This window comes from Stenotrophomonas sp. ZAC14A_NAIMI4_1, from assembly GCF_003086915.1.
In the GTDB taxonomy this organism is placed as follows: domain Bacteria; phylum Pseudomonadota; class Gammaproteobacteria; order Xanthomonadales; family Xanthomonadaceae; genus Stenotrophomonas.
In genome coordinates this window covers 1377310-1397587 of sequence record NZ_CP026002.1, presented here as the reverse complement: position 1 = coordinate 1397587, position 20278 = coordinate 1377310, and the positions used below count along the sequence as shown (strand labels likewise).

The following is a 20278-nucleotide window of genomic DNA, read 5'->3' as shown; positions in this document are numbered from 1 at the left end:
CCCTACATCAGAGTACCTGGGCCCAGCAATACCCTTGCGCAGCCGGGAAACTGGGGCAGCCAATGCAGCTTCAGGTTTCGCGATGGGGCACGTCGCTCGCTTTCCCGTCCACGCAGCCCAATGGGGACAGCCCATAGGCAACGATAGGGTCACGAGACGAGACAGGATCAATCAGATCTCAGCTGCAATCATCTTCCCCAAAATTAGCGCAACCAAAGAGATAGCAACTTGATTGATGGGCTTAAAGAACTCATCTGCATCCTGTATCTGACGCGACGACGCACTCTGATTACTACCTGACAGGTGATGGAAGAACTTATTTCTCACATCCACGACAAATCCGAAGGCCTTCAAGAAATCAACCTCCACATGGGTCGGCGTGACAACACAGTGTTTACTATGAACCGACTTCAAGTACTTCATGATCTTCTCGCTATAGGGGTCGGAGAAGGTCATCTCGAATTTATAAGTGGCAGCGACAACGTCACCATCATAGATGTGTGCGATAAATTTCTCACAGAACTTCAGCTCACCGTCGCCCTGACTAATCAAGCTCCTCAGATCATTAAAAGCCTTTAGATAGTTCGAGGAATGCCTTGCATGAAAGAAAGGCAACGCGTAGCTCATATGCTCAATCGCGCGATAAATGTAGACAAACGCGGACAGATTATTACCCTGGCCGGCGGCGACGAGCGACCTGGAAACCTCATTCAATATGACTTCAAAGAACCCCTTATTAGTGGAGGTTGATCTGAAATACTTATCCAAAGACCGCTGAACTGTATAGGATAGAAAGTTTCCATCCCTATCCTGAAGTCCCAAGCCGGGAAAGGCCTGGAGAATACTATTGCTAATCGAGAAACCGCGAATTTCAGGGCATCCAAGCACCAGGAAGTTCTTAAGCTGGCGTGCCTCTCGCCCGCTTGGAAGGAGCACATCAACTCCGCCGAGCAAGATGCGAAATATAACGAGAGCTGGCGGAGAACCCTTATGGAGCTTGAGCTGGATCGAGGCAGACTCATCCCTGAGAGGAAGACAATTTTTTACCGTTACGATTCCATTCTCAAACACGAATCAGACCTCCTGACTGATTTCATCCAAAATCTCATCGGAATCACGTTTGCTCAAGCGCTTTATATTATCAATAAAGTATTTAACAGCCCTCCGCCTAGCATTTCCCAGCTTAATCTTCGAAACATTAATACCAGCAAATGCCAACTCGAATTCAGTGATCGATTTCTGCATCGCGACTTCATCCAGATTCTTCAATGCGGAAACGGAAGAGCGCGCACCAGCACAGAATCCAATCAAATTATTCTGGGCCATAATCCACTCCCTACATTCAGGAATTTCATAAAGCCTTTCAATCTGCACTAGGACGTCTTCAAAATTGGTCTCAGATGATGTAAGCCCTGAATTCATTATCTTCGAGGCAAGAAGATCATCCATCTTCTCCTGAATAATTTTGTCGTTATCCACATTGACACTCTCACTCAGGAATGCAAGATACGCTTTAATCATATCTGCTTTCTTGAATACACCCCGCTTCCTCTTCTGGCCGCCAACACGCTTCTCTGCCTGTAAATTAACGCCAGCCGATTCAAAATCGTAAATATTTGAAGCGATAATCTCGATCTGATGACGCGCCGTCATAGGCTTCTGACCGTTATTCAGAGTGATCATCCTGTACAGAAGCAGGTCCATAGAATTACAGATCAGGGCATTGAGGAAGATAGGCCTTAAGAGTGGAAAATCATCAGGATGACGCTTTTTAGCGCGATCCAGGGTACTCAAACGCTGCATGCCGTCGAGGACGAAGAAGTTCTTTATGTTCTTCTCAAGAAACTCAGAGGCCGCTGTGGAATCTTCGGGAAAGTTATCATCATCGATAACGATAGCCAGCGTGAGCGGGGGCATTATGCAGCCCGCAACAATATCTCGAGCCAACCGATCATAGAACTTTGGATTCTGCACCTCGCGCTGTATATCCAGCTTTCCAACAAGCGGAACCAACTCATTCAGTGCAAAATCATAGTCAGCCTGAGCACTAATGAACGCGCTTTTGACAACCTTGTCAAACTCAACACTGTGAACCTTCAGCATTAAAAATCTCCTTCAGATGGAACGTTTGATGCGCTATTTATCTACACGAAAGCGGGCAAGGGCAGTGAACGTGATCGCAGCACCTTATATGCTACTAAAAAAAAGGGCAGCCAATGGCCGCCCTTTTTTCGCGTCAATTAATTGACCAGATCAAACCCCAACAGGGTTAGCCTTCTCCGGATCAATCTTGTACTGCTTGATCGCCCGGGCCACATCTTTCCCGGTCATCTTCCCGTCCTTAGCCAGCGCCGCAATCGCGGCATGCGCGATGTAGTACCGGTCAACCTCGAAGAAGCGACGCAGGTTCGCACGGGTATCCGAACGACCGAAGCCATCCGTACCCAGCACGGTGTACGACATCGGCACGAACGCGCGGATCTGGTCCGCATACGCACGCACGTAGTCGGTGGCGGCAATCGCCGGGCCCTGGCGGCCTTCCAGCAGCTCGGTCACATAGGCCTTGCGCTGGTCGCCTTCCGGGTGGAAGCGGTTGGCACGCTCGGCGTCAAAGCCATCGCGACGCAGCTCGTTGAAGCTCGGGCAGGACCAGATGTCGGCGGTCACGCCGAAGTCCTTGTCCAGCAGCTCGGCGGCGGCAATCACTTCACGCAGGATGGTGCCCGAACCCAGCAGCTGCACGCGCAGGTCGCCCTTCTTCGGCTTGCCGGCGTCGGTCAGCAGGTACATGCCCTTCACGATGCCTTCGGCTGCACCTTCCGGCATTTCCGGGTGGGTGTAGTTTTCGTTCATCAGGGTCAGGTAGTAGTACTCGTCTACCTGGTCTTCCATCATGGCCTTGGTGCCGTGCTGCAGGATCACCGTCACTTCAAAGCCGAAGGTCGGGTCGTAGCTGCGCACGTTCGGGATGCCGCCAGCCACCAGGTGGCTGAAGCCATCTTCGTGCTGCAGGCCTTCACCGTTCAGCGTGGTGCGGCCAGCGGTGCCACCCAGCAGGAAGCCGCGGGTACGCATGTCGGCAGCCTGCCAGGCAATGTCGCCCACGCGCTGGAAGCCGAACATCGAGTAGTAGATGTAGAACGGCAGCATCGGCACGTTGCTGACCGAGTAGCTGGTACCGGCAGCCATCCACGAGCTGATGGCGCCCGGCTCGCTGATGCCCTGCTGCAGCACCTGGCCGCTCTGGTCTTCACGGTAGAACATCAGCTGGTCGGCGTCGACCGGCTTGTACTTCTGGCCGAACGGCGCGTAGATGCCGATCTGGCGGAACAGGCCTTCCATGCCGAAGGTACGGGCTTCGTCGGCCACGATCGGCACGATGTGCGGGCCCAGTTCCTTGTCGCGCAGGGTGATGTTGAGGCTCTGCACGAAGGCCATGGTGGTGGAATAGCTGCGCTCGCCGCTGCTCTTCAGCAGGCGCTCGTAGGTTTCCAGCTTCGGTGCATTGAAGCTCTTGTCGGCCTTGCGGCGGCGCTGCGGCAGGTAACCGCCCAGGGCGCTGCGGCGCTCCTGCAGGTACTGCACTTCCGGCGAATCCGGGCCCGGGTGGTAGAACGGCACCTGGCCATCGGCCAGCTGCGCGTCGGTCACCGGAATGTTGAAGCGATCGCGGAAGTGGCGCACCGCTTCGTCGTCCAGCTTCTTGGTCTGGTGGGTCGGGTTCAGTGCCTCACCGGCGCTGCCCATGCCGTAACCCTTCACGGTCTTGGCCAGGATGACGGTCGGCATGCCCTTGGTGTTCACGGCCTGGTGGTAGGCGGCGTACACCTTGTGCGGGTCGTGGCCACCACGGTTCAGGCGCCAGATGTCGTCGTCGCTGAGGCCGGCGACCATCGCAGCGGTTTCCGGGTACTTGCCGAAGAAATGCTCGCGGGTATACGCGCCGCCGAAGGCCTTGCAGTTCTGGTATTCGCCGTCGACGGTTTCCATCATCAGCTTCTTCAGGACGCCATTGGTGTCCTTGGCCAGCAGGGCATCCCAGTAACCGCCCCACAGCAGCTTGATGACATTCCAGCCGCCGCCACGGAACACGCCTTCCAGTTCCTGGATGATCTTGCCGTTGCCACGCACCGGGCCGTCCAGGCGCTGCAGGTTGCAGTTCACCACGAAGATCAGGTTGTCCAGGCCTTCACGGCCGGCCAGGGCGATGGCACCCAGGGTTTCCGGCTCGTCGCTCTCGCCGTCGCCGATGAAGCACCACACCTTGCGGTCGGACTTCTCGATCAGGCCACGGTTTTCCAGGTAGCGCATGAACTGCGCCTGGTAGATGGCGGCCAGCGGGCCAAGGCCCATCGACACGGTGGGGGTCTGCCAGAAGTCCGGCATCAGCCACGGGTGCGGGTAGGACGACAGGCCACCGCCGTCCACTTCCATGCGGAACTTGTCGAGCTGTTCTTCATTGATGCGGCCTTCCAGGAAGGCGCGCGAGTAGATGCCCGGGGCGCTGTGGCCCTGGATGAACAGCAGGTCGCCCGGGTGGCTGTCGCTCGGGGCGCGCCAGAAGTGGTTGAAGCCCACGTCGTACAGGGTGGCGCCGGAGGCGAAGGAGGCGATGTGGCCGCCCAGGTCGCCCGGCTTGCGGTTGGCACGCACGACGGTGGCCATTGCGTTCCAACGGATGATCGAACGGATGCGCCATTCCAGTTCCGCGTTGCCCGGGCTCTTGGCCTCCAGCTGCGGATCGATGGTGTTGACGTATTCGGTAGTGGGAGAGAACGGCAGGTACGCACCCGAACGACGGGTCAGTTCCACCATGCCTTCCAGCAGCTGATGCGCGCGCTCGGGGCCCTCGACATCAATAACGGCCTTCAACGACTCGATCCACTCCTGGGTTTCCACAGGATTGGTGTCGTTGTTCAGCACTTCGTTCAACCAGTTCATTAGCGCTCCCATTACCGCACGCACGCGCGCGACTGTTGTATAGATTTCTAGACCGCAAAGTGTAGCGCACCAAGGGCTTTCGTCGTTTGGCTACGCTGCCGTATGGATGCAGGCGGCCAGTGTCCGCAAGGCCTGTCCCGGGCCAGCGGGGGGCGGGACAGGCGGCCGCAACCCTCTGTTTTTTCCGCCGTATCGGCCCGCGCCGGCTGTCGTTTCCGGCCAGCTGCGTCCACGTGCAGGACGCAGTGTTACCGCCACGGATGACCGTAGTGGGGCAGCCCGGGCCCTTGTAAGGCTTGCCTGACGGTGCGCGGCTGAATTTCTGACAACCCGTCGCGTCTGGCTCTGGACCGGGGCGCCCGCAGGTGCGCACTTTGGCCGCGAGCAGGCCCCTTCCCGCGGTTCGCCGCTTGTCTGCCCGCCCCGGAGCACCGGGGCACCCCCGCAACCGCTGTTGCGTGGCCTGGCACGGATGCCGGGCCACGCAATGGTGGCCTGCAGCGCGCGCACGCCCTGCCCTGTGCCCTTGCCCTGCCTGGCCCCGTGGCCGAAACCGCACATCGGTCTGGCCGAAACCGTACTTGTCCGGTTCGGCTTATCGATATATCGTTTGCACACTCGTTACCGATATATCGAAATGGCCCGGACCTCTACCGCCAAGGTGCGCAAGGAAGACGATGCACCCGCCGTTCCCCGCCGCAACGGCCAGCCCCGCGTGCTCAGCCGCGGCGACCTGCGCCTGCTGGTGCTGGCGCTGATCGGCGAGCAGCCGCGCCACGGCTACGAGCTGATCCAGCACATCAGCGGCTTGTTCATGCAGGCCTACACGCCCAGCGCCGGCACCATGTACCCGCTGCTGGCCAGCTTCGAGCAGGCCGGCTGGGTGGCCTCGGAAGAAGAGGATGGCCGCCGGGTGTTCCGCATCACCGCCGCGGGCGAGTTCGAGCTGAAGGTGCAGCGCACCCAGGTGCGGCTGGCCCAGCGCCGCGCGTTCGACCGTGCCCGCGAGATCACCAAGGCCTCGCTGCCGCCGCCGCTGGCCGCCGCCCTGCGCGAGTTCAAGCAGGCGCTGGTGCGCCACCACGGCCGCTGGAGCGAGGGCGAGGCCGAAGCCGTGGCCGCGCAGCTGTCGCGTGCGTCTGCCCTGCTGAACGGCGCGCTGGGCGATGGCCCCTACCCCGTTACCCCGACCGAGCCAGACTGAAGCCCGCCAGGTCGTTCACCCCTTCCACGCGCGCGACCCCGCGCGCCTACCTGCACAGGTACTGCAATGACCCAACATGAAAATTCGCGCCTGCGCCTGGATGTGCGCTTCCGCCAACTGACCGTGCTGCGCACCGAGACCGTTACCCCGCACATGCGCCGCGTGGTGCTGGGCGGCGCCGATCTGGCCGGTTTCGATTCGCCCGGCCCGGATGACCACATCAAGCTGTTCTTCCCCAACAGCAGCGGCGAGATGGTGCTGCCGGTGATGACCGCCGAGGGCCCGCGCTACCCAGAGGGCAAGGAGCACTCGGTGGCGCGCGATTACACCCCGCGCTGGTGGGGCCACGAGGCCGGCGAGCTGGCCATCGATTTCGTGCTGCACGACCAGGGCATCGCCGGGCCGTGGGCCGAGCGTGCGCAGCCGGGTGACAGCCTGGCCATCGGCGGCCCGCGCGGCTCGTTCGTGGTGGCCGACGACTACGACGCCTACGTGCTGATTGGCGATGAAACCGCGCTGCCGGCCATCGCCCGCTGGCTGGACGTGCTGCCGGACGGAGCCGAGGTGCAGGCGTACATCGAAGTGAGCGACGAGAACGAGCGCCAGGACCTGCCGCAGTACGAGAACGTGCGCATCCACTGGCTGGAGCGCAATGGCTTCCCCGCGGCCAGCAGCACGCTGCTGGAAGACATGCTGACCGACTTCGAAGCGCCCGACGGCGACACGTTCTACTGGATCGCCACCGAATCGCGCCGCGCGCGGATGATGCGCAAGTTCATCGAAGGCCACCTGGGCGTGCCGCGCGATTGGATCCGCTCGACCGGCTACTGGAAGGCGCACCCGGACGAAACTGACGGCGATTGATGCTCGGAGGGTGAGAACCGCACCACCTTCGGTGGGTGCGGACCGTTGGTCCGCACTGCCTTGCCCTGTAGAGCCGAGCCCATGCTCGGCTGCTTCACCGGCAAGCCGAGCATGGGCTCGGTTCTACAAGGGCGGCGCTACCCGGCGCACCCAGCCGAAACCGACGGCGATTGAGGCTCGGTGGGTGAGAACCAGGTAGTGCCGGCCGCTGGCCGGCAACCTCATCAACCCTCGGCCGGATCCTGCAGTTGCCGGCCAGCGACCGGCACTACCGCGCTGGGCATTGCCCGGCGCACCCAGCCAAACCGGTGCGCGGCCCAGATCTCCAGCCCCATCAGCAGCACGATGGCCAGCCACGGCAGCAACAGCCCGAAATACACGCCGGGCATCATGCCGTTGATCTGCGCCTTGACCAGCCGCACCACGCCGCGCGTGTGCAGCAGCTCGTCCACCTGCATGGTCAGCGCCTCGCGCACGACCTTGGGCTCCACGCCCACCACGCCGGCCTTGTCCGCCAGGGTGTCTTCCACCAGGCCGCGCAGCACGCCTTCGCGCACCTTGCCGATGACCCAGCCGCTGGCGCGCCCCACCCGGCCCTCGCCCAGGCGGTCGGCCATCGGCAGCGGGTGTTCGCTGAGGTAGGCCGACGCCACTGCATCGGCGATATCCCCCACCGTGCCCTGGCTGCGCAGCGCCTCGCGCATGCGCGGGTCATCCAGCGAATCGGTGAAGCCGTGGCTCCACGTGCCCACCAGGGTCTGCAGGTGCGGCTGGAAGTGGTCCAGCTGCTTGAGCAGCGCGTGGTGGGCACCGGCGGTGAATCCCAACTGCAGGCCGAAGAACGCCGTGCCCAGCGGCAGCAGCACCATGTAGCTGGCCAGCAGCCAGTGGTGCCAGCGCCGTTGCCGGTGCAGCCAGCGCCGGCGATGCAGGGCATACCAGAGGCCCAGGCCGGCCAGCAGCCCCAGCAACGTGCCCAGCACGCTGCCCAGGGCCAGGTCGAACACGCTCAACCCGGCCCAGAATTCGTTCAACCAATACTGTGCTTCCTGCATGGTGTTGCCTTCCGTGGTGTGAAACAGCGGTCCATTGTAGGGCCGCGCCCATGCTCGGCCGCTTTTGGCGAGGCAAGCCGCGCATGGGCTCGGCGCTACAGGAACGCGTTGCAACGTTCTCTGCCACAATCGCGCTCCTTTCCTGCACCTGTGAGGCCCTCCATGGGCAAACTGACCCTGGCTGGCGTCGACAAGCTGCGCACCCGCCTCGCCGATGACGCGGCCTGCGATACGGCCCTGGCCGCCTTCGCCGACCCGGCCGCCCTGCGCGCACCGCTGCGCGAGCTGCTGGAGGCCGAGCACCGTTTCCTGCAGGCCGAATTCGAAGTGGCCCAGGTGGCCGACATCCTGCGCCGCGACCAGAAGTACGCGCCGGCGGGGCGTCCGTCGGTGCATATCGTGCAGCTGCGCAAGCAGCAGGCGGCCACCAAGCAGGCCGCGCTGATTGCCCGCAACGTGGTGGCCCAGGCCGCACAGACCTTCGCGCGCGCCAGCGGCATGACGGTGAAGGCCAAGCAGAGCCCGAGCGAAGCCTGCGCGGCGTGGCTGATTGCGCTGCGCTGAGGGCGGTAGTGCCGGCCGCTGGCCGGCAGAATTCCGGATATCCCGGCAGGGTTCTGGAAGCAACGACGGGTTCTGGAAAACAACGACGGGGTAGAGTCGACCGTTGGTCGACTAACGCGCGCAGCGCGGGATCTTGGCGCACCGCGAAGAGCAGTCGACTGACAGTCGACTCTACCGAAAGCAGGTTTCCGCGCAGGCCCAACCCAAGCGGGTTTCCGCGCAGCCCCGCCCCAAAGCAGGTTTCCACCCAGGCCCATCCCCCCAAAAAAAGAAGGCCCGCTTTTCAGCGGGCCTTCTGCCTTCTCACGACGAGTGAGCGGGTTACATCAAGCGGCCGGCTTTTCGCCAGTCGCTTCGGTGGTGATGCGGATGTTCACTTCATCGCTGACGTTCGGGGCGTAGGCGCCGACGCCGAAATCGCTGCGCTTCAGGGTGGTGGTTGCATCGAAGCCGGCGGCCGGGACCTTGGCCATCGGGTGCTCGCCGCCGCCGTTGACGGTGACGTCCAGGGTGACCGGCTTGGTGATGCCCTTGATGGTCAGGTCGCCGGTGACGGTCAGCTTGTTGGTGCCGGCCGCTTCAACCTTGGTGCTCTTGAAGGTGGCATCGGCAAACTTGGCGGCGTCGAAGAAATCGGCGCTCTTCAGGTGTTCGTCGAACTTGGCGGTGAAGCTGTTCAGGCCGCTCAGCGGCAGCTTCACTTCCACGGTGGACTTGGTCACGTCGGCGGCGTCGTACACCAAGGTGCCTTCGGCGTTGCCGAAGTGCGCGCTCGGGTGCGAGAAGCCGAAGTGGCTCCACTGGGCCAGCACGTCGGTGTGGCTCGGGTCGAGCTTGTAGGTGCCCGAGGCGATCTGGATCGCTTCGGCGGCCGGGGCGGCGGCAGCGGCATCAGCCGACGGGGTGGCGGCAGCCTGCTCGGTGGCCGCCGGGGCGGCAGCATCGGCGGCCGGGGCAGCGGTGTCGGCCGGCTTGGAGCAGGCGGCGATGGCCAGGGTCAGGGCCAGCGGCAGCAGCAGTTTACGGGTGGCGCTCATCTGAGGAACTCTCCGGAATCGTAGGGTGGGTACAAGGTGCAGCAGAGGCCGCCAAGGCGGCGGCCCGAAACCGATACAGCGACTTACGCGATGCGCGCCGCTTCGTCGAACGACAGGCGCGGCAGACGGGGGAACAGGCCCGAAGGGTCACCGTACCCCAGGTTGACCAGGAAATTCGACTTGATGTTGGTGCCGGCGAAGAAGGCTTCGTCGACCTTGGCGTTGTCGAAGCCGGACATGGGGCCGGCATCCAGGCCCAGCGCGCGTGCGGCCAGGATCAGGTAGGCGCCCTGCAGGCTGCCATTGCGGAACGCGCCTTCGTGGCGGCCTTCACGCGGGCCGTCGAACCAGGCCTTGGCATCGGTGTGCGGGAACAGGTACGGCAGCTTTTCGTGGAAATCCTGGTCAAAAGCGACGATCACGGTGACCGGTGCGGCCAGGGTCTTGTCGTGGTTGCCTTCGGACAGCGCCGGGGCCAGCTTGGCCTTGGCTTCGGCAGACTTCACGAACACGAAGCGCGCCGGGCTGCCATTGGCGGCGGTCGGGCCCCACTTCACCAGCTCGTACAGGGCATGCAGCTGGGCGTCTTCCACGGGCTTGTCGAGGAAGGCGTTCTGGGTACGGGCAGTGCGGAACAACTGGTCCAGTGCAGCAGCGTCGAGCGCGTGGGACATCGGTGGATCTCCAGGGCAACAAAAGGGAGTGAGTGCCCGCGGGCGACGCGGGGCGAAACGACGATCAGGAGTGTAGAGTGTCGCGACTGTTGCAACACCCAGCAGGGCTGAAACGAATTAATGCCAATGGTGAAACGATCGAGCGCGCCGTGGACGGTCACTGACGGCCGTGCCGGCAATGTCCGCCAAGCGGTCGCGCTGGCCTCGGCGCTGCGCCAGGGCACCCACCGCCCGCTGGTCCTGCAGCCCCGTGCGCCGTGGCGCTGGCTCTCGCCGCGACGCCTGCCCGGGGATGTGAACGGCTACGGCGAGGACTTCACGGAGCTGGCCGCGCAGGCCCCTGCGCTGGCGATCGGCTGTGGCCGCCAGGCCGCCGGTGCGCTGCGCGTGCTGCGTGCGCGCGGCAGCCGCACGGTGCAGATCCTCGACCCGCGCCTGCCCTCGCGCCATTGGGATCTGGTGGTGGTGCCCGAACACGATGCCCTGCGTGGCAGCAACGTGCTGACCCTGGTGGGCAGCCTGAACCCGGTGGACGATGACTGGCTGGCCTGGGGCCGTGCCGCGTTTGCCGGTTTCAGCACCCTGCCCGGCCCGCGCACCGCGCTGCTGGTGGGCGGTCCGACACCGCTGGCGCCGTGGGACGAGGCGGCGATGGTGGCCGTGTTCGACGCACTGGCCGAGCAGATCCGCAGCGAAGGCGGCAGCCTGCTGGCCACCACCTCGCGGCGCACGCCGCCGGCGCTGGCCGAGATCCTGCGCGCAAAGTTCGCGCATCTGCCGCATGTCATCTGGGGCGACGGCGGCGACGGCGTGAACCCGTATGCCGGCCTGCTGGGCTGGGCCAACCGGGTGGTGGTATCGCCGGATTCGGTGAACCTGCTCTCTGAAGCCAGCGCCACGCGCATGCCGGTGATGGTGGCCCTGGCCGGCACCGCGCAGGGGCGGCTGGCCCGCTTCCAGCGCCAACTGCATGAACGCGGGCGGCTGCAGGCGCGCTGGCTGGACTGGCAGTACGACCGCATCGAGCCGCTGCGCGAAACCGCGCGGGTGGCAGCGGAAGTGCACGCGCGCCTCGCCCTCGGGTAGCGCCGGGCCACGCCCGGCGGCCCTTTACCGCGAACCGCCGGGCATGGCCCGGCGCCACCGGGTTACGGGCGGTTTTGGCTTTGCCGGGCACCGGGCGGATAATGGGCGATTCCCTCGTCCTCCCTGGCTCGCCATGTCCGTGCGTCCTGACCCTGTGTTTGCCCCGCTGACCCCGCGCGCGCTCGTGCTGGCAGTGCTGGCCATGGGCGCGGTGGTGCTGCTGTCCAACGTGCTGGTGCAGTACCCCATCAACGACTGGCTGACCTGGGGCGCGTTCAGCTACCCGGTGGCGTTCCTGGTGAGCAACCTGATCAACCGCCGCTTCGGCCCGGGCCCGGCCCGCCGGGTGGCGTGGACCGGTTTCCTGTTGGCGGTGGTGCTGTCGGTATGGGTGGCGACCCCGCGCATCGCCATTGCCTCGTGCTCGGCGTTCATCGTGGCCCAGTTGCTGGACATCACGGTCTTCGACCGCCTGCGCCGTGGCAGCTGGTGGCGCGCACCGATGGTGGCCACCACCTGCAGCGCGACGGTGGACACCACGATCTTCTGGTCGATCGCCTTCGCCGGTTCTGCATTGCCGTGGGTGAGCTGGGCCGCAGGCGACCTGGCGGTGAAGCTGGCCATCGGCGTGTGCCTGCTCGCACCGTTCCGCGCGTTGCTGTGGAAGATGGCGCCGCTGCGCAGCGAGATGCGCTGAACCCCGGTTGGTGCCGAACATTGCCCTGGTGGGTGCCGACCGTTGGTCGGCACGATCCTTCAGGATTCATCGCAGCTGACAGAGTGTGCCGACCAACGGTCGGCACCTACCAACAGCGGGGCATCGCCCGACCATCGCTCCGGTGGGTGCCGACCATTGCTCTGGTGGGTGCCGACCGTTGGTCGGCACGTCTGCACCTCGGCACGCTGGACACCGCCACATCACCTGCTCCACGCTGTGCCGATGGAAACGGACGCTGCTTACAAGATCGCCGTGGAACGGCATGTGCGTGAACACCTCAGCGCCGTAGCGGCCCAGCACGAGGGCCTGCGAGCACGCGGGCTGGGCCTGGTACTGCGTGACGGCCGCACCGAGATCGCCAGCGTGTCGCTGCAGCCACTGCGCGGTGCAGGTGGCTGGGCAGCAACCCTGGCGGTGCAATGCCCGCAGGCGCTGGCGTTCTGCCAGCAGTGGGCCGATGGCACGCCGACGGCGTTGCTCAATCCACAGCTGCTGATGGCCACCACATCATCCGGTGGCGGCATGCCGGGTTTTGCGGACCAGAGCGGCGCCATCGTGCGCGCCGGCACCCACGACGCCGACGCGTTGGCCCTGCACTTGGTCGAGCGTCTCTCGGCCAGCGGCCTGGCGCGGGCGCTGGCCTGGCGTACGGCATCGCTCTCCCTCATCGACGACGTGGTGGCCCACGCCGCGTTCTATGCGTGGCCACTGCAGACGGTGCTGTACATCGCCCACCGCAACGGCCTGCACGCCGATGACCCGCGCCTGCACGATGCCCTGCAACGCCGCGCGATCATGCGCCGCGGGCAGCGCGATCGGGCGTTGGTGGAACAGGTGTTGCCCGCCCGATAGGTGCCAGCGCTGATGGTGCCGACCAACAGCGGGACATCGCCCGACCATTGCCCTGGTGGGTGCCGACCGTTGGTCGGCACGATCCTTCAGGGTTGATTGCAGCTGACAGAGTGTGCCGACCAACGGCGGGGCATCGCCCGGCCATTGTTCTGGTGGGTGCCGACCGTTGGTCGGCACGATCCTTCTGGGTTCATTGCACCTGACAGAGTGTGCCGACCAACGGTCGGCACCTACCAACGGCGGGCATCGCCCGGCCATTGTTCTGGTGGGTGCCGACCGTTGGTCGGCACGATCCTTCTGGGTTCATTGCAGCTGACAGAGTGTGCCGACCAACGGTCGGCACCTACCAATAGCGGGGCATCGCCCGATCATTGCTCTGGTGGGTGCCGACCGTTGGTCGGCACGATCCTTCTGGGTTCATTGCACCTGACAGAGTGTGCCGACCAACGGTCGGCACCTACCAACGGCGCACGTGGTACCCCATCAGCCGAACGGCAGCTCTGCGGCCACGCAGGCGGCACTGATCGCTGCACATGCGCCCTCAATCGCAGGCGTGGTGGCCGCCAGCCGCGGGCGGCGGTCCAGCGTGCAGGCCAGGCCGACATCCAGCAGGGTGGCGTGCGCGCCCTGCAGCGCACGTGCGGTGTCTTCGGGCAGGAATCCCGCCGCCGCCAGTGCGTCGATCAACGACGGCGTGTCGCGCGGTTCCAGCAGCGCCGCAACCTGCGCGCTGCGTGCCAGCACGCCGGTCTGCAGCAGGAATTCCAGATCCACCACGCCACCGGCGCCCTGCTTCAGGTCCAGGCGCGCGGCATCGCTACGGTCCAGTTCGGTGCGCATGCGCCCGCGCATCTTCAATACGTCGGCATACAGCGTGGCGTGGTCGCGTTCGCGGCCCAGCGTCTGCGCGCGCACCTGTTCGAAATCGGCCAGCAGGCTGGCATCGCCGGCCACGCCGCGTGCGCGCACCAGGGCCTGGTGTTCCCAGGTCCAGGCGCGTTCCCGCTGGTAGTCGGTGTAGCTGGCCAGCGAGGACACCAGCGACCCCTTGCCGCCATCCGGGCGCAGGCGCACGTCGATGTCGTACAGGCGGCCAGCGGCAGTGACCGCGCCCAGCAGGGCCATCACCTTCTGCGCCAGGCGCGCGTACCAGCGGCCCGGTTCCAGCGGGCGGGCGCCATCGCTGGCTTCCACGCCGGCGGGATGGTCGTGCAGGAACACCAGATCCAGATCGGAACCGAAGCCCAGCTCCAGCCCACCCAGGCTGCCGTAACCGATGATGGCGAAGCGCCCGCCCGGCACGGCACCGTGCGCGGCGTGCATGTCCGCCTCGGCCAGCTTGAGCACGGTGATGACCACCGCCTGCGCCAGCTCGGCCAGCTGGCGGGTGCTGTCCACCGCGCCCTGGCGGCCGTCCAGCGTGGCCATCGCCATGCGGAAGCTGAGCGCGAGCCGCGTTTCATTGAGCCAGCGCAGCTGCGATTCGGGATCTTCCACCGGCAGCACCTGCTGGCACTCGGCCAGCATGCCGGCGAAGTCGGGCATCGGCCCGGACACGCGCACGTCCAGCAGTTCGTCCAGCAGCAGGGGGTACGCCGCCAGGCGTTCGGCCAGCAGCGCGCTGCGCGCCAGCACGTCCACCAACCGCGCCAGGGCGCTGGGTTGCTCGTCCAGCAGCGCCAGGTAGCTGGTTCGGCGCAGCACGGCCTGCAACAGGCCGAGCACGCGCTTGAGTGCGGCATCGGGCTGCGGCGAGCGCGTGGCCGCATGCAGCAGCGCCGGCAGCACGCGGTCCAGTCGCGCACGCGCGGCATCGGACAGTGACTTCACGCCGGTGCTCTGGGCGAAATCACGCAGCGACTGGTCGGCGCCGTTGGCATCGAGGAAACCGGCTTCGGCCAGCAGTTCGGCGTTGCTGCCTTCGGGCAGGCTGCGCCAGTAGCTGGCCAGCGCATCGGGGGCGGCCTGGCCCTTGCGCGGGGCCAGCAGCGCGGCGAATTCGGTGCTGACCCGCTGCTGCTGCACGGCCAGGGCCGCGCGCAGTTCATCCCATTCGCCATAGCCCAGGCCGAGGGCGATGCGCTGGCGGTCCAGCGGGTCGCTGGGCAGCACGTGGGTCTGCGCATCGCGCAGCATCTGCAGGCGGTTTTCCAGGCGACGCAGGAACAGGTAAGCCTCGCGCAGCGCGGCACCATCGTCCGCTGCAATCTGGCCGGCGTTGACCAGCGCCTGCAGGGCCACCAGCAGGCGGCGCTCGCGCAGCACCGGCTCGCGCCCGGCGCGGATCAGCTGCAGGGCCTGGCAGAGGAATTCGATTTCGCGGATACCGCCAGCACCGCGCTTGATGTCTTCGTGCAGTTCGCGGCGGGCGACCTCGGCGGTGATTGCCGCCTTCATCTCGCGCAGGCCGTCGAGCGCGGTGAAATCCAGGTAGCGGCGGTAGACGAACGGGCGCAGGGTCTGCAGCCACGCTTCGCCGGCGGCGATATCACCGGCCACCGCGCGCGCCTTCAGCCAGGCATAGCGTTCCCAGTCGCGGCCCTCGCGCTGGAAGTACTGGTCCATCGCCGCGAACGACAGCGCGACACGGCCAGCGCTGCCGAACGGGCGCAGGCGCAGGTCGACGCGGTGGCTGAAGCCATCGACGGTGGTGTCGTCCAGCAGCTTGGCCAGGCGCTGGCCGAGGCGGGCGAAGTACTCCTCGGCCGCCAGCGGGCGCGGGCCGTCGGATTCACCACCCTGCGGGTAGGCGTAGACCAGGTCGATATCGGAACTGAAGTTGAGCTCGCCACCGCCCAGCTTGCCCAGGCCGAAGACCACCAGCTGCATGGGCTGGCCGTGGTCATCGCGGATGACCCCGTGGCGCTGGGCGAACTCCTGCTGCAGGGCCTCCAGCGCCAGGCGCAGGCAGTCCTCGGCCAGGGTGGTGGCGCCGGCCAGGGTCTGCGGCACGTCATCCAGGCCGGCCAGATCGCGCCAGACCAGGCGGGTGGACATGGCCGCACGCCAGCGCCGCAGCTGCGCCGGCCAGTCGCTGGGCTGCTGCGGGTCGAGCACCGGCGCCGGCAGCGGCGGGCAGCCCGGCTGCGCCAGATGGGCCAGCAGCGCCGGCTGGCGCACGAGGGTGTCCAGGGCGAAGTCGCTGGCCACCGCCAGGCGCGCCAGTGGCGGCTGCAGCTCGGCGGGGATGGGCCCGGGCAGGACGTGGGCCAGGCGCGCCAGGGCGCGGTCGACCAGGGGCTGCAGGGTGGCGGGCAGTTCAGCGGGGGCGAGGGTCATGGGTCGATTGTATCGACCCGGCCGGGGTCGGATCCCTTTGCTCCCGCAAAGGGCTCTGACCCCTTTGGTCCCGCGGTTGGGGTCAGAGCCTTTTGCCCGTGGCAAAAGGATCCGACCCCCGCGCCCTGCGTATTCAGCTTGGGCAGCAGGCAATAAAAAAGCCCGCTTGCAGCGAACTGCCAGCGGGCTCTGCTCCCTCCCCCACGTCGGGATGCAGGGCCATCCTGCGGGCTGCGGAAGGACATTGCACGCTGCACTGCAAAACAGAACTGGTGGGTATGGTAGCCCGCAGCCCGGAAAAGCCATTCCACGAAGGTAGAACGCCCCGTACGCCGGGGGATGGCCGATAATCGGGATTCCCCCCTGAAACACGTGTCGTCATGTCTGTTGATCGCATCGCCAACGCGCGTCTCCGTGACCGCGTGGTCTCCGCTGAGGCCGCAGCCGCGCTGATCCAGCCCGGTGAAACCGTCGCCATGAGTGGCTTCACTGGTTCCGGCTACCCCAAGGCCGTTCCCGTGGAACTGGCGCGCCGCATCGAGACGGTGCACGCCCAGGGCCTGCCCTTCCAGATCAAGCTGATGACCGGCGCCTCCACCGCGCCGGAACTCGATGGTGCGCTGGCCAAGGCCGATGGCATCGCCATGCGCATGCCGTTCCAGAGCGACCCGGATGCGCGCAACCGCATCAACGAGGGCAAGCTGGATTACATCGACATCCACCTCAGCCATGTCGCCCAGCACGTGTGGTTCGGCTTCTACGGCGATATCGATACCGCGGTGATCGAAGTCTCGGCCATCCGCGAAGATGGCTCGCTGGTGCCCTCCACTTCTGTGGGCAACAACAAGACCTGGCTGGACCTGGCCAAGAAGGTGATCGTCGAGGTCAACGAATGGCAGCCGGCCGGCGTCGACGGCATGCATGACATCTACTACGGCACCGCGCTGCCGCCGCACCGCAAGCCGATTCCGCTGGTGAACGCCAACGACCGCATCGGCGATACCGCGCTGCGCTGCGACCCGGACAAGATCGTGGCGGTGGTGCGCACCAACGGCCCGGACCGCAACAGCCCCTTCAGCCCGATTGATGCGACCAGCGAGCAGATCGCCTCGCACCTGATCGAGTTCCTCAAGCACGAGGTGAAGAAGGGCCGCCTGCCGCCGAACCTGCTGCCGCTGCAGTCGGGCGTGGGCAACATTCCCAACGCGGTGCTGGCGGGCCTGGCCAAGAGCGGTTTCCGCGATCTGGCCGCGTTCACCGAAGTCATCCAGGACGGCATGCTCGACCTGCTGCGCGACGGCGTGCTGAGCTATGCCTCGTGCACCGGCTTCGCGCTGAGCCCGCAGGCCAACGAGACGTTCAAGGAGCACATCGATTTCTACCGCGAGCGCATCATCATGCGCACGCAGGAAATCTCCAACCACCCGGAACTGGTGCGCCGCCTGGGCTGCATCGGCATGAACGGCATGATCGAAGTGGACATCTACGGCAACGTCAATTCGACGCACGTGATGGGTACGCGGATCATGAACGGCATCGGCGGTTCGGGTGACTTCGCCCGCAATGGTTTCCTGTCGGCCTTCCTCAGCCCGTCCACGGCGAAGAACGGCACGATTTCGGCGATTACGCCGATGGTGAGCCATGTCGACCACACCGAGCACGACGTGTCGGTGATCGTGACCGAACAGGGCCTGGCCGACCTGCGTGGGCTGACCCCGCGCAAGCGTGCGCAGGTACTGATCGACAACTGCGCGCATCCGGATTTCCGCCCGCAGCTGCAGGACTACTTCGACCGCGCCAGCCGCGATAGCTACGGCAAGCACACCCCGCACCTGCTGCCGGAAGCGCTGTCGTGGCACCAGCGTTGGCTGGATACCGGCACGATGAAGGGCTGATTGCGTTCAAGGGGTCAGAGCCCTTTTCTGCCGAAAAGGGATCTGACCCCGGTCATGCGCAACGTCGGGGTCGGATCCCTTTCCACCGGAAAGGGCTCTGACCCCAGGCACGGATCACGCGATACGCAGCGCCGCCAGCGATTCGGCCTGCAGCCGCTCGTAGATCTCGAACTCGTCGTTCACCGCCACGCCCATCGCCTGCTCGAACGCTTCGCGATTGGCGTGCGCGGCATAGGCACGCTGCTCTTCGCCGCCCAGGTTGGACTGGAAGATGCCCGCGGCGCTGACCGGCAGGAAATCCTCGTAGACGATCGGGTCGGCCGTGGCCAGGCCGGCGGCCACCAGCACTTCGGCCGGAAGATCGGCCACGCGTTCCGGCGCGGCGCGGCCGGCCTCGGTCAGCTGGTAACGGTAATAGCCCAGCCCTTCCTGGCGCAGGGTGTCGTGGTCATCCGGGAAACTGGCAAACACCGCCTGCAGGCGCTGGCCGTAGTCACCGCCGGTGCTGCCTTCGCCGCCGGCATCGCGGGCCTGCGACAACAGCTGGTCGTACAGCGCGCGGCCCTTCGGGGTCAGGGCCAGGCCACGCTGCTCGATCTCGCCGAAGCGCGCGGTATGCGTGCCGGCAGCGCCGCCTTCACCGCCCGGGAAATGCACGGCCTCTTCCAGCGCCTTGAAGCTGGTCTGCCGTAGCAGGATCGGGCAGGCGCGGCGCGGCGGGCCTTCGATGACTGCCTTGGCCGCCATGCCGTGCTCGATCATCGCCGCCTGTGCGGCGTCGATATCCAGCGTGCGCGGGGTGAGGTGGTTGATGTGCGGGCCACGGAAGCTGACCACGTCGGCCACCAGCCGATGCGCATCGTGCAGCGCGTGGTAGGTGGGCAGGTCGACCGTGGCATCGCCATGCCAGCGGAAGGTTTCCAGTGCTTCGGCAACGAAGCGCTCGGCATGGGCCTGCGACAGGCCACCCGCACGCTCGGCCTGGTCGATCAGCGCCAGCGCGCCTTCGGTGAAGATGCGGCGCCGTTCGAGGATGCGCGCGGACTCGGCACGCAGGGTTTCGTCCTCGATCAGCTCCAGCCGCAGCAGCGAGGTGAACACGCGGAACGGGTTCTGCGCCAGCGCCGCGCCGGTGAGCGGGCGGAAGGCCGTGGAATGCACCGGCACGCCGGCCACCGACAGGTCGTAGTAGGCGACCGGGAACATGCCCATCACCGCGAACAGGCGGCGCAGCGTGGCCAGCTCCTGTGCGGTGCCGACGCGGATCGCGCCGTGGCGTTCTTCGTCCAGGCGTGCGCGCTCGTCGTTGCGCTGCAGCTGCGCGGCCAGCGCCGGGTCCTGGGCAAGCACCTGTGCATTGATCCGCTCCACCAGTTCCACCAGCGTGCCGTACAGCGGCACTTCGGTGCGGTACATGCGGGACATGGCCTGGGCGAACAGGCGGCGGATCACATCAGGCGAAACGAAAGAGGCGCTCATCAGTCACTCGAATGCGGGAACGGGGAACGGCAAGGGCCGTATTGTCGCCGCCGCTCGCTGGGAACACCATCGGTAGCGCCGGGCCATGCCCGGCGGACTCCGGGGCCGCGCGTCGCGCTCGCCGGGCATGGCCCGGCGCTACCGCTTGAGCTGGCGCTTCAGGGTGGCATCGAGGGTGATCGGCCGGTCCCAGTGCTCGTAGCTGGCCACGATGGCGTGGCGCACGGCGCGGACGTGCAGGTTGTCCGGCTTCACCGGCATCCGCGTGACCACCGCCTCCCAGCCCCCTTCCGGGTTCTGGCTGAAGGCACGGACGCTGTCGCGGCAGGTCTGGCCGCTGGCCTTGGCCCAGAAGCAGGCGAAGTAGATATCGCCGGCCTGCCAGCCGTGGGTGGTGAACAGCGCGCTGACATAGCCGTGCGGCACGTTGGCGTAGCGCGATACCTCATCGAGGAAGGCATCGGGGTAACGCTCGGCGTAGTGGTTGATGTCCTGCAGCTGGGCATCCAGCCAACGGTCACCGGTTTCCACCGTGTAGGCCGCCGAACGTTCGGCGGTCTGCTGGGCCAGCACGGTGGCTGGCGCCAGCAACAGGAGCGACAGCAGCAGGGTCGGAAAGCGCTTCATGCC

At 65.6% G+C, this 20278-nt stretch carries 16 protein-coding genes; 7 read left to right on the top strand and 9 right to left on the bottom strand.

The window, feature by feature from the left end; translation table 11 throughout:
- Positions 1 to 171: 171 nt before the first annotated feature.
- From C1926_RS06495 to aceE, 3 genes are all read right to left on the bottom strand, one after another.
- The gene (locus tag C1926_RS06495) at positions 172 to 1071 is read right to left on the bottom strand and encodes a hypothetical protein (RefSeq protein ID WP_159095041.1); all 900 of its coding nucleotides are present in this window, start codon (positions 1069 to 1071) and stop codon (positions 172 to 174) included.
- Between the two features lie 3 nt (positions 1072 to 1074).
- On the bottom strand, positions 1075 to 2103 hold the full coding sequence (locus C1926_RS06490; RefSeq protein WP_108758636.1) for a hypothetical protein: 1029 nt from the start codon (positions 2101 to 2103) through the stop codon (positions 1075 to 1077).
- Between the two features lie 150 nt (positions 2104 to 2253).
- Complete coding sequence (gene aceE, locus C1926_RS06485; RefSeq protein WP_108758635.1) at positions 2254 to 4941, bottom strand: pyruvate dehydrogenase (acetyl-transferring), homodimeric type; 2688 nt, start codon at positions 4939 to 4941, stop codon at positions 2254 to 2256.
- A 637-nt stretch (positions 4942 to 5578) separates the two neighbouring features.
- Here aceE and C1926_RS06480 point away from each other — a divergent pair.
- Both C1926_RS06480 and C1926_RS06475 read left to right on the top strand, forming a co-directional pair.
- The gene (locus C1926_RS06480; RefSeq protein WP_108758634.1) at positions 5579 to 6145 is read left to right on the top strand and encodes a PadR family transcriptional regulator; all 567 of its coding nucleotides are present in this window, start codon (positions 5579 to 5581) and stop codon (positions 6143 to 6145) included.
- A gap of 66 nt (positions 6146 to 6211) precedes the next feature.
- Complete coding sequence (locus C1926_RS06475; protein WP_108758633.1) at positions 6212 to 7009, top strand: siderophore-interacting protein; 798 nt, start codon at positions 6212 to 6214, stop codon at positions 7007 to 7009.
- Positions 7010 to 7233: 224 nt separating this feature from the next.
- Here the strand turns inward: C1926_RS06475 and C1926_RS06470 are convergent, their stop codons facing one another.
- Entirely contained in the window at positions 7234 to 8064 is an 831-nt protein-coding gene (locus tag C1926_RS06470) for a hypothetical protein (protein WP_108758632.1), read from the bottom strand.
- 162 nt (positions 8065 to 8226) lie between these two features.
- Here C1926_RS06470 and C1926_RS06465 point away from each other — a divergent pair, with 162 nt between their 5' ends.
- Positions 8227 to 8628 (top strand): hypothetical protein, encoded by a 402-nt coding sequence (locus C1926_RS06465; protein ID WP_108758631.1) that lies wholly within the window; start codon positions 8227 to 8229, stop codon positions 8626 to 8628.
- Between the two features lie 326 nt (positions 8629 to 8954).
- On the opposite strand, the gene C1926_RS06460 is transcribed toward C1926_RS06465, so the two are convergent.
- Together C1926_RS06460 and C1926_RS06455 are read right to left on the bottom strand one after the other, a co-directional pair.
- On the bottom strand, positions 8955 to 9665 hold the full coding sequence (locus C1926_RS06460; RefSeq protein ID WP_079220406.1) for a YceI family protein: 711 nt from the start codon (positions 9663 to 9665) through the stop codon (positions 8955 to 8957).
- Positions 9666 to 9748: 83 nt separating this feature from the next.
- A complete protein-coding gene (locus tag C1926_RS06455) occupies positions 9749 to 10339 on the bottom strand; it encodes a malonic semialdehyde reductase (protein WP_108745798.1) in 591 nt (196 codons plus the stop codon).
- Between the two features lie 126 nt (positions 10340 to 10465).
- Here C1926_RS06455 and C1926_RS06450 point away from each other — a divergent pair, with 126 nt between their 5' ends.
- The 3 genes from C1926_RS06450 (at position 10466) to C1926_RS06440 (ending at position 12995) form a co-directional block, all read left to right on the top strand.
- A complete protein-coding gene (locus tag C1926_RS06450; protein ID WP_108758630.1) occupies positions 10466 to 11425 on the top strand; it encodes a mitochondrial fission ELM1 family protein in 960 nt (319 codons plus the stop codon).
- A gap of 133 nt (positions 11426 to 11558) precedes the next feature.
- Positions 11559 to 12122: a queuosine precursor transporter gene (locus C1926_RS06445; RefSeq protein ID WP_108758629.1), complete on the top strand. Its 564-nt coding sequence runs from the start codon at positions 11559 to 11561 to the stop codon at positions 12120 to 12122.
- A 285-nt stretch (positions 12123 to 12407) separates the two neighbouring features.
- Positions 12408 to 12995, top strand: coding sequence for a hypothetical protein (locus C1926_RS06440; protein ID WP_216822045.1), 588 nt, complete (start codon positions 12408 to 12410; stop codon positions 12993 to 12995).
- 483 nt (positions 12996 to 13478) lie between these two features.
- Here C1926_RS06440 and glnE read toward each other — a convergent pair whose 3' ends face one another.
- Positions 13479 to 16274 carry a bifunctional [glutamate--ammonia ligase]-adenylyl-L-tyrosine phosphorylase/[glutamate--ammonia-ligase] adenylyltransferase gene (gene glnE / locus C1926_RS06435; RefSeq protein WP_108758627.1) on the bottom strand — a complete coding sequence of 932 codons (2796 nt, stop codon included), beginning with the start codon at positions 16272 to 16274 and terminating at the stop codon, positions 13479 to 13481.
- Between the two features lie 380 nt (positions 16275 to 16654).
- On the opposite strand from glnE, the gene C1926_RS06430 reads away from it, so the two are divergent.
- The gene (locus C1926_RS06430; protein WP_108758626.1) at positions 16655 to 18169 is read left to right on the top strand and encodes an acetyl-CoA hydrolase/transferase family protein; all 1515 of its coding nucleotides are present in this window, start codon (positions 16655 to 16657) and stop codon (positions 18167 to 18169) included.
- A gap of 114 nt (positions 18170 to 18283) precedes the next feature.
- On the opposite strand, the gene C1926_RS06425 is transcribed toward C1926_RS06430, so the two are convergent.
- Positions 18284 to 19648 carry a VOC family protein gene (locus C1926_RS06425; protein WP_108758625.1) on the bottom strand — a complete coding sequence of 455 codons (1365 nt, stop codon included), beginning with the start codon at positions 19646 to 19648 and terminating at the stop codon, positions 18284 to 18286.
- 138 nt (positions 19649 to 19786) lie between these two features.
- Positions 19787 to 20275, bottom strand: coding sequence for a hypothetical protein (locus tag C1926_RS06420; protein ID WP_108758624.1), 489 nt, complete (start codon positions 20273 to 20275; stop codon positions 19787 to 19789).
- Positions 20276 to 20278 lie beyond the last annotated feature (3 nt).

Coding starts and splice junctions, on each gene's coding strand:
- C1926_RS06450 (WP_108758630.1), top strand. CDS start 10,466: ATGGTGAAACGATCGAGCGCGCCGTGGACGGTCACTGACGGCCGTGCC.
- C1926_RS06460 (WP_079220406.1), bottom strand. CDS start 9,665: ATGAGCGCCACCCGTAAACTGCTGCTGCCGCTGGCCCTGACCCTGGCC.
- C1926_RS06425 (WP_108758625.1), bottom strand. CDS start 19,648: ATGAGCGCCTCTTTCGTTTCGCCTGATGTGATCCGCCGCCTGTTCGCC.
- C1926_RS06470 (WP_108758632.1), bottom strand. CDS start 8,064: ATGCAGGAAGCACAGTATTGGTTGAACGAATTCTGGGCCGGGTTGAGC.
- C1926_RS06430 (WP_108758626.1), top strand. CDS start 16,655: ATGTCTGTTGATCGCATCGCCAACGCGCGTCTCCGTGACCGCGTGGTC.
- C1926_RS06465 (WP_108758631.1), top strand. CDS start 8,227: ATGGGCAAACTGACCCTGGCTGGCGTCGACAAGCTGCGCACCCGCCTC.
- glnE (WP_108758627.1), bottom strand. CDS start 16,274: ATGACCCTCGCCCCCGCTGAACTGCCCGCCACCCTGCAGCCCCTGGTC.
- C1926_RS06475 (WP_108758633.1), top strand. CDS start 6,212: ATGACCCAACATGAAAATTCGCGCCTGCGCCTGGATGTGCGCTTCCGC.
- C1926_RS06420 (WP_108758624.1), bottom strand. CDS start 20,275: ATGAAGCGCTTTCCGACCCTGCTGCTGTCGCTCCTGTTGCTGGCGCCA.
- aceE (WP_108758635.1), bottom strand. CDS start 4,941: ATGAACTGGTTGAACGAAGTGCTGAACAACGACACCAATCCTGTGGAA.
- C1926_RS06445 (WP_108758629.1), top strand. CDS start 11,559: ATGTCCGTGCGTCCTGACCCTGTGTTTGCCCCGCTGACCCCGCGCGCG.
- C1926_RS06490 (WP_108758636.1), bottom strand. CDS start 2,103: ATGCTGAAGGTTCACAGTGTTGAGTTTGACAAGGTTGTCAAAAGCGCG.
- C1926_RS06480 (WP_108758634.1), top strand. CDS start 5,579: ATGGCCCGGACCTCTACCGCCAAGGTGCGCAAGGAAGACGATGCACCC.
- C1926_RS06455 (WP_108745798.1), bottom strand. CDS start 10,339: ATGTCCCACGCGCTCGACGCTGCTGCACTGGACCAGTTGTTCCGCACT.